Consider the following 7,626-nt stretch of genomic DNA (forward strand, 5'->3'; position numbering starts at 1 on the left):
ACGTTTTCTGAACTGCTCTATCAGGTCCATCTGTGCTACCCGGTTTTTGGCCACAATCATCAGGCCTGAGGTGTCCTTGTCCAGCCGGTGCACGATGCCCGGTCGGAGGGAATCGCCCATCTGGGCCAGATGGGGAACATGGGAGAGAATGGCGTTAATCAGGGTATGAGCGGGGTGTCCTGGTGCCGGGTGAACGATCAGGCCGGGCGGCTTATCCACCACCAGCAGGTCTTCATCTTCATAGACAATGAGCAGGGGGATAGCCTCGGGCGTCAAGGGACTGGGTGGTACGGGGGGAACGACAACATCTACCCTGTCACCGGAATCAAGCCTGAGGCTCGATTTGGCCTCCCGTCCGTTTACGGTAATAAAGCCATCGGCGATCAGTTTTTGAACATGGGTTCGGGTGAGCTCCGGACATTTATCGGCAACAAATCTGTCCAGCCTGACACCAGTGATACCGACCGACAGATGGTACGTTTTATATGTGCTATTGTTTTTCGGTTTGAGCATGGCGCAGCAAAATCAGGGCGAAAAGGATGACGCCAACCGTGACGGCAGAGTCAGCAACGTTAAACGCCGGCCAGAAGCCAAAATCAATGAAGTCACTTACATAGCCGTAGCGGAATCGGTCAATCAGATTGCCCACCGTACCACCCAGCACCAGCCCGAAGGTCAGTATTACGGAAGTTTTCTCCAGCCAGAGGAAATAACGATGACCGTAAAAGACAAAAAACAGAACTACAGTACCGGCAATTATGGCAAAAATGGTAAGCATTAGAGACTGGTCTGGTAAAAGGCCAAAGGCAGCACCGGTATTGTGGACGTGTGTTATACGAAGAAAGCCCAGTCTGAGCAAAGAGTGCCCTTCAGGCAAGCTCGACCTTATCCAGGCCTTGCTTAGCTGGTCAGCACCTATGATAGAAAGCGCGACAAGAAAAAATATAAGGTAACGCCACCTAGCCGGCGTGCGTTTTTCCTTTTGCATTCTTTGCCTGCTGAGCCTTACATTTTATGCACAGGTTTGCCTCGGGAATCGCCTCCAATCTCGCCGGGTCTATGGGCTGACCGCAGTTATCGCAGAAACCATAGGTGCCCTCTTCATATTTATGTAAAGCGTGCTCCACGCTGACTATTTGCTCTTTTATCCTTTTCTCCAGGACCAGCCGTTTCTCAAGTTCAAGTGCTTCCGTTGCCTCTTCCTCACGCTTGCCAAACGGACTGCCTTCACGCCGCTCATCCGTGGGATTGGCACTGGCCTCCATCTGTTCCAGTTCTTCCATCAAACGTTTCTGTTCCGCCTCCAGTCTGGACCGAAGTATACTGTAGTTGCTTTTCATTTTCCCCTCCCCTCTCTCACCTTTGAGACGGGTTATAAATCGTATTTCAAATCAGTCTAAAGCAGATGTCATCGCCCGTATCTGTTGTTCAATAATTAAGAAATCAAGGTGGGCAGAATGACTGACTGAGCGTCACTCACAGCCGGCACGCCGTGCCGGCCGATTACTTTCATCTGTAATCGTGAGCAGTGGTTGAATAGTATTGGTTTCGGCCATAGTATCGCCGAAATGTTTCATGCCATAAGTGTAAACCATTTCCAAGGGTTGGTCAATGTTTTTTTGGGATAATAATGGAGAAATTCAAGTCGCTCCAAACTATTTACGTTGATAGATTTACTAACGCCTGACTTACAACGCCCCAGCTGCCTTGACACCCAATTCTAACAGGAATTATACTAGGTATGTCAAGTGACGCGGGGTGGAGCAGTGGTAGCTCGTCGGGCTCATAACCCGAAGGTCGTTGGTTCGAATCCAACCCCCGCTACCAAAGAATTAAAAGAGGGAGGCTTCTTTGCCTCCCTTTATATTTAATCCCAATCTTCTACTGTCTATTCTGCCTCTTTTTTGGATATTCTTTCAATCGTTGACTGTACTTCAGGAGTCTTGGAAGAAATCCGCGTTTTGACCCCCTTCTTAAATCTGAAATCACATCGCTCGCAACCATCGGCAAGGGTTTCGGTTCTAATTAATCCCCACCCCAGGGCATTACTTAAAGCAATGTCTGACATGCAGACGTATGGGGCAAACTCTTCTGCTCCTTGATCCAGAACGAATTTGTAATTGCCACACGCCACGTAGTCCACACCAAAATCGAATTCTTCACCATCACCAATAACATATCTAACCTCAAAGTCTCCAAACCTAGGCTGTTTACCTGTTTCTGCGAGTTTTCGCATCCTCTTTATTAAGATACCTGAACGCATGATACGCCCCAGTAGCCAACGTTTGATTTTGGGAAACTGCTTCATTCTCAATCGCAGAGCCTCATGGCATATCTCCCAAGCTTCTCCAGCTGTCTTGCCCTGTTTTTTCATGGCTTGATAGACCGCAATCTCTTGGGCAGTGATACGGAGAAATGAGTTCAGCATACTTCCTCTAATGCCCTCGATGTGAGGGATCTGTGGAATGAGCGCCTCATACTCTTGCCGTGTTTCCTGGTAAAGTGTATCGGCAAAATCCGGTCCGTAGCTTGCGACAATAGAGTTTCTGACGAGATTTGCTGTTTTATCGAAATCCTTTAACATCTTTGGCTTTCGAGATACGTAGTAATTTTGTTTCGACACTTTCATTCTCCTCGTATATACACCGGGCGTCCTTCATCAGTCAGTATAGCTATATCGTGTAGAATGTACAATAACACCGCCCCTCGTCCCCTTCGAATCCTCCCCCGCTGCCAAACCCGCAGCTTCGCGCCATAATATACGCGGGAGGTGAGCGGAATTTGACAGTAAGTCAGATTATATGATTTGACAAAATAGGGAATTGTAAATCCTAACGAGAGTTGATTCTTGTGTGGACAACAGTATAACCTTGTACGGATAAGGGTATACTATTGTGAGGATGAGCAAGCTGCGTTAGTAACAATATAGGCAAATGTGCTTCGAGTCTAGTCTTTCTCAGTGTGATTATCAATACTTAGAGTTGCAATCCTTTTGAAGCTAAAATGGCGCCTTTTGTTCAATCTTGCGTGGTGGTATAATCCCCTTAAAAGGTTAAGGGAATTCAATTATGAAGCGAGTGCTAAAAAAGCTAATAAGACCAAAATTCATTATCCTTGTTACTACCACTATAATAGCAATCTTTTTGGCATATGTCCCATCGGCTCAAGCGTGGGTATCAAGCAATATGACTATTGTGGAAAACTGGGAGAAGGAAACTAATATGCCGAGTTCAATACTTATATTGTTTGGCGTTTTGATTATTGGTAGCTTTGTGTATCTCATATATGATGCTTTGAAAGAAAGCGATACGGAGCGAATTGAGAAGATGCTCGGTGAAAGTGGGGAAAAATTAGATAAGATAATTAAAATACTAGAAAAAGGGGCGAAAGATGATTGAGATAATAAACCAGATACAAGAGTGTAACTACTGCCAATCCAACCACGTCATTAAATACGGCAAGTACAAAGATACCCAATACTACCTGTGCAAAGGTTGCGGGCGCAGGTTTGCTTCTGCCGATAGAATACCCAAAATGCAGAACACTACTCGCACGATAGCCGATGCCCTCAATATGTATTATGAGGGTATGAGCCTTGCCGAAATACGCCGTAACCTCATACAGCAGGACAACAACTACATATCCCGCATATCAGCCTATAACTGGGTAGACCGTTTCACCGAATTAGCCGTAAAAGAGGCTAAAAAGCATAAGCCCGATGTAGGCTCTATTTGGATTGCCGATGAAACCGTAATCGATATTGATGGCAAGAATATTTGGCTTTGGGATATTATTGACTCCAAGACCCGCTTCTTAATAACTACTCATATGTCCTATACTCGCACTACGAAAGACGCTCAACAGCTTATGAAACAGGCGTATGAGCGAACTGGTAAAATACCACGAGTTATCTATACGGATAAACTCAGAGCTTATCTAGACGGCATAGAACTAACCTTTGGCGCAGATACCAAACATAAATACGGTAGCCCGTTTGACGTTGAGAACAATACTAACCTTATAGAGCGATTTCACGGCACGGTCAAAGAGCGCACGAAAGTTATGCGTGGCTTGCATACGATAGAAACTGCCAAGAAGTTTTTAGACGGCTGGCTTATCCACTACAATTTCTTCCGCCCGCATACGTCATTGAAAGACAGGACACCTGCGCAAATGGCTGGTATCAAGTTTCCGTTCCGTAACTGGAAAGACGTGGTAGAGCAACCTTATGAGATAACGGCTAGGATACCGCTTCGGGACAAGGCGCAGAGAATAACAAAACCTGTACCAAGAATTACACCCAAGACACCGAGGTTAGTAAAATGAGCTACCACCGAAGATTGAACAGAACCAAATGGACAGCTTGATTGTAAATTAAAAACAGTTGTGGTATAATATTATTCGGTTATAAGTACTGGTTATCACATATCTGGTTGAACTTAACAGTTTTTCTCACATACTGGGTGACCAAAACTCTAACCAAATAAAGAAGAGAGGAGGTCATCCAATGTCTTTTAAGGACAAGACGCTCGAATGTTCCGATTGCGGTAAGGAGTTCACTTTCAGCGCTGAGGAACAGGAACAGTTCCAGTCGAGAGGCTATACCAACGAGCCCAAGCGTTGCACCGAATGCCGCGACGCAAGGAAGGCAAGCCGTTACGGAAGCGGTGGCAACAGCTATGGTAATAGTAGATACGGTAGTAGCTCCCCTCGCCAGATGTTCCCCGTGGTTTGTTCAGACTGTGGCAAGGAAACAGAAGTACCGTTTGAGCCTCGTGAAGGCAGACCAGTGTACTGCAGAGACTGCTACAACAAAGTCAGGCTGAGCAGCTAAGCAAGGTTGAACTTAAAGTCACGTCCGGGTTGGGTAACCGGCCCGGAAGTGACTCGGGCAAGTATGAATTGTGCCTTTTGCAGTATCAATAACTGAAGGCGAATCGCAGGAATCATTGCTGCACCGTTTTCAAAGATTTGAGAAAAAGGGGGCACCATTAATATCTATGTGGGCAACCTATCGCTCGAAATAACTGAGGCTGAACTGCGAAAAGAGTTCACGGCTTTCGGAGAAGTGATATCTGTAACCATCATGGATGACAGGTATATTGGCAGCGGCCAATCTAGAGGATACGGATTTGTGGAAATGACTTCAAAGTCCGAAGGCACAACCGCAATTGGCAACCTCACTGGGACAAAACTGAGGGGCCGGGCGATTGATGTTGTTGAAGCCCTCCCTCTTTCAGATAAAAGGGGAGTAGTCTCCATTAATACTAGATGCAATAACCGGTCTAATAGAAGAAGAGAAAGAAAATACTACATTAGTTGAGCCACCTATTCTACAATAATATAAACAGTTATTATAGTAATGAACTGGTCAATCAAACGGAAAAAACACTGGAGGTGTCCGAAATGACGACAGGAAAATCAGCAGCTCATGAGGCAGAGGCTTCTAATGAAGCTAGGAAACTATTGGACGATGCTTGGGAACGAGCTAAAAAGGCCTATAAAGTGGCTAAGGAGCAAGCGGATATAGTCTATAAAGAGGCCAAGAAAATGGCCGTTGATAAAGAGGCTAAGAAAGCAGTCGATGAAGCACATAAGGAAGCCGTAAAGCAAGCCGAAAAAGTCCGTGACGCGATTACAAATGAAGCCCAGACGGCCTTCGGTAATTTTTGGAAGCAAAGAGATGTAGACTCCCAGGAGGCTATAACCAAATCAAAGGAGCGTAGTGATCAGGCGAAAATAGCCCATAAAGAGGCTAAGGAGCAAGCGGATATAGTCCATAAAGAGGCCAAGAAAATAGCCGTTGATAAAGAGGCTGAGAAAGCAGCCGACCAAGCGCGCAAGGAAGCTCTAAATCAAGCCAAGAAAGACTATGACGAGACTACAAACTAATCACAGTAGTGAGAAACCCTTAAATAAGGTTAATTGATTAACAGAGCTAACGATCCGTTAGAATGTGCAACCTGTTATGAAAACTGCCCACTTGCCCGCTACCCGAAGGTCGTTGGTTTAAATCCAACCCCCGCTACCAAGAAAGAATAAAGGCAGGCCAAATTGACCTGCCTTTTTTACCTTTGTAAATACCTTAGAGGATTACTCAGAAGAACTATTCTATCACTATAGTGTCTTTCTAGAACCAGCCCACAGGCACTGGTTTTTTATAAACTCTCCAAGCATAAAGCGCGGCCACTACGACGAAGCCCAGGGCGAGATAGAAATTATAGAAGAAGGTTGCCTGCAGGCCCATGATGAGCGCCGTCAGCACCAGGAAAAGGCAGATGCCGGACAACTTTTTTCTCCTTGAGCGGAGAACAGCAATCTGTGGTCCCAATCCCTGGGGAACGGGAGTATCGGGCTTCACCTGCTCCATTAGCTGTTCTATACGCGGCTGAACGGAAAAATGTATATAAGAAAGGAGACTGGCCATAATCGCCAGCGCCACCCACTTGATAACCATGGTGGGTTCAGTAAGCAGTGAAATCCAGGGCCGTCCGGTAACATATATCAGGCCTAGACCACTTGCCAGCATGGTGCCCTGGAAGACAAAGCACCTCACTGCATTATTACGGATGATGTTCTCCATGTAGCGGTCAGTGAAGTAGCCCAGGGGAACGCCAAAACGGGCGCGTTCATTGACTATAATAAGCATGTAGAAAGGGGCCGCCATAAGCAGGGTTGAGAGAAGATGAACAACCAGAAGAAAAGCTCTCCATTCCATTTTCTTTTACCTTTCTATTGTTTTCCAAAGTATTAGTATGATTTTTAAAGTAGTCTACAGGCTCCTCTGCTCATTGTCTACAGGGTAAATAACCCCCTTTTCATCTATTAAATGCGTATTTATTCTGGATAATTGCCAGTGCCCCGATTATTAATTCCGAATCCAACCCCCGCTACCAAGCCAGTTACTCCCGCTGGGGTTAGGACTGGGTGCCCGCCGGGTTGCAGAAAGCCTTTCGGTGGGCATTCTTTTACCATGTTTTTCAATTATTGCCTCCTTCTTCAGCCTTACTGTTGTTTTTCAGCGCGCCCACAAGCTTGCAGCATAAATGTCTGCAACGAATCCAGTGTTTGTCCGCTTATACCCTGTTCCTTAAGAAAAACAATCAGGTTGTCCTTAAGCCTTCTGATTCTAGTAGGCTTTTCCGCCGCTAGCCACAGAAAGACCAGTTGAAAGGTAGCTATAGCCAATCCACCGACTTCATCCACTGTGGGTTTTAATTTCTCCAATCTTTCAACTCTTTTAAAAATGTCCCATTCAGGCGTTTTCTTAGGTGTACCCATTTTTATCTACCCCCTTGTGTATCTTACTAACAAGAGCAGAAACGCTTTAGGAAACAGTTTCCTATTTGATACCAAATGCAGCCAAGACCTTTTCCCAGGCTTCTAATGCCTTCATAGCAGTATTATGGAAATCACCAATTTTATTGCCATCTTTATCCAGAATATCACCCGTAATAATGACTTTAGCCGTACCTGACCCTTTTATTAGTATATGGAGCAATAGGCGGAGACAGTCCCAGCTACAATAGAGGAGTGTCCTGTCAGGCACAAATCTATGTAGGAGGAACTGTCAGATGGAGAATAACGCAGCTAGGAAACTAAAACAAGTACCGGTAGGGTATTTGA

11 protein-coding genes and 1 tRNA gene are annotated in these 7,626 nt (G+C 45.6%); 6 read left to right on the forward strand and 6 right to left on the reverse strand.

From position 1 onward, the window contains the following. The 3 genes from KKD83_09170 to KKD83_09180 all read right to left on the reverse strand — a co-directional run. Positions 1 to 513, reverse strand: a 513-nt coding sequence (locus KKD83_09170; protein MBU2536316.1) for an RluA family pseudouridine synthase, incomplete at its 3' end; no start/stop codon positions are given. Then, positions 491 to 988 carry a signal peptidase II gene (lspA, locus tag KKD83_09175; GenBank protein MBU2536317.1) on the reverse strand — a complete coding sequence of 166 codons (498 nt, stop codon included), beginning with the start codon at positions 986 to 988 and terminating at the stop codon, positions 491 to 493. The genes KKD83_09170 and lspA, both read right to left, overlap by 23 nt. After that, on the reverse strand, positions 960 to 1,340 hold the full coding sequence (locus KKD83_09180) for a TraR/DksA C4-type zinc finger protein (protein MBU2536318.1): 381 nt from the start codon (positions 1,338 to 1,340) through the stop codon (positions 960 to 962). Before KKD83_09180 ends, lspA begins: the two co-directional genes overlap by 29 nt. Positions 1,341 to 1,752: 412 nt before the next feature. Between KKD83_09180 and KKD83_09185 the strand changes: the two genes are divergently transcribed. Then, positions 1,753 to 1,827, forward strand: a tRNA-Met gene (locus tag KKD83_09185). Positions 1,828 to 1,888: 61 nt separating this feature from the next. Here the strand turns inward: KKD83_09185 and KKD83_09190 are convergent. Beyond that, a complete protein-coding gene (locus KKD83_09190) occupies positions 1,889 to 2,629 on the reverse strand; it encodes an L-2-amino-thiazoline-4-carboxylic acid hydrolase (protein ID MBU2536319.1) in 741 nt (246 codons plus the stop codon). Between the two features lie 439 nt (positions 2,630 to 3,068). Between KKD83_09190 and KKD83_09195 the strand changes: the two genes are divergently transcribed. The 5 genes from KKD83_09195 to KKD83_09215 all read left to right on the forward strand — a co-directional run bounded on the left by KKD83_09195 (position 3,069) and on the right by KKD83_09215 (position 5,892). After that, positions 3,069 to 3,398 carry a hypothetical protein gene (locus KKD83_09195; protein ID MBU2536320.1) on the forward strand — a complete coding sequence of 110 codons (330 nt, stop codon included), beginning with the start codon at positions 3,069 to 3,071 and terminating at the stop codon, positions 3,396 to 3,398. Next, positions 3,391 to 4,326, forward strand: coding sequence for an IS6 family transposase (locus KKD83_09200; protein MBU2536321.1), 936 nt, complete (start codon positions 3,391 to 3,393; stop codon positions 4,324 to 4,326). The genes KKD83_09195 and KKD83_09200 overlap by 8 nt, the downstream gene beginning before the upstream one ends. Positions 4,327 to 4,507: 181 nt before the next feature. Further along, complete coding sequence (locus KKD83_09205) at positions 4,508 to 4,834, forward strand: zinc-ribbon domain containing protein (protein ID MBU2536322.1); 327 nt, start codon at positions 4,508 to 4,510, stop codon at positions 4,832 to 4,834. A 156-nt stretch (positions 4,835 to 4,990) separates the two neighbouring features. Continuing rightward, on the forward strand, positions 4,991 to 5,323 hold the full coding sequence (locus KKD83_09210) for an RNA-binding protein (GenBank protein MBU2536323.1): 333 nt from the start codon (positions 4,991 to 4,993) through the stop codon (positions 5,321 to 5,323). Between the two features lie 83 nt (positions 5,324 to 5,406). Beyond that, positions 5,407 to 5,892 (forward strand): hypothetical protein, encoded by a 486-nt coding sequence (locus KKD83_09215; GenBank protein MBU2536324.1) that lies wholly within the window; start codon positions 5,407 to 5,409, stop codon positions 5,890 to 5,892. A 238-nt stretch (positions 5,893 to 6,130) separates the two neighbouring features. Here the strand turns inward: KKD83_09215 and KKD83_09220 are convergent, their stop codons facing one another. Together KKD83_09220 and KKD83_09225 are read right to left on the reverse strand one after the other, a co-directional pair. After that, positions 6,131 to 6,718 (reverse strand): hypothetical protein, encoded by a 588-nt coding sequence (locus KKD83_09220; GenBank protein MBU2536325.1) that lies wholly within the window; start codon positions 6,716 to 6,718, stop codon positions 6,131 to 6,133. 287 nt (positions 6,719 to 7,005) lie between these two features. Continuing rightward, positions 7,006 to 7,281 (reverse strand): hypothetical protein, encoded by a 276-nt coding sequence (locus KKD83_09225; GenBank protein MBU2536326.1) that lies wholly within the window; start codon positions 7,279 to 7,281, stop codon positions 7,006 to 7,008. Between the last annotated feature and the right edge of the window lie 345 nt (positions 7,282 to 7,626).

The organism is Chloroflexota bacterium (genome assembly GCA_018829775.1).
Taxonomy (GTDB): domain Bacteria; phylum Chloroflexota; class Dehalococcoidia; order Dehalococcoidales; family RBG-16-60-22; genus E44-bin89.

Bases quoted from the DNA above. Each gene is read 5' to 3' on its own strand.
- lspA (MBU2536317.1), bottom strand. From the start codon at position 988: ATGCAAAAGGAAAAACGCACGCCGGCTAGGTGGCGTTACCTTATATTT.
- KKD83_09180 (MBU2536318.1), bottom strand. From the start codon at position 1,340: ATGAAAAGCAACTACAGTATACTTCGGTCCAGACTGGAGGCGGAACAG.
- KKD83_09190 (MBU2536319.1), bottom strand. From the start codon at position 2,629: ATGAAAGTGTCGAAACAAAATTACTACGTATCTCGAAAGCCAAAGATG.
- KKD83_09195 (MBU2536320.1), top strand. From the start codon at position 3,069: ATGAAGCGAGTGCTAAAAAAGCTAATAAGACCAAAATTCATTATCCTT.
- KKD83_09200 (MBU2536321.1), top strand. From the start codon at position 3,391: ATGATTGAGATAATAAACCAGATACAAGAGTGTAACTACTGCCAATCC.
- KKD83_09205 (MBU2536322.1), top strand. From the start codon at position 4,508: ATGTCTTTTAAGGACAAGACGCTCGAATGTTCCGATTGCGGTAAGGAG.
- KKD83_09215 (MBU2536324.1), top strand. From the start codon at position 5,407: ATGACGACAGGAAAATCAGCAGCTCATGAGGCAGAGGCTTCTAATGAA.
- KKD83_09220 (MBU2536325.1), bottom strand. From the start codon at position 6,718: ATGGAATGGAGAGCTTTTCTTCTGGTTGTTCATCTTCTCTCAACCCTG.
- KKD83_09225 (MBU2536326.1), bottom strand. From the start codon at position 7,281: ATGGGTACACCTAAGAAAACGCCTGAATGGGACATTTTTAAAAGAGTT.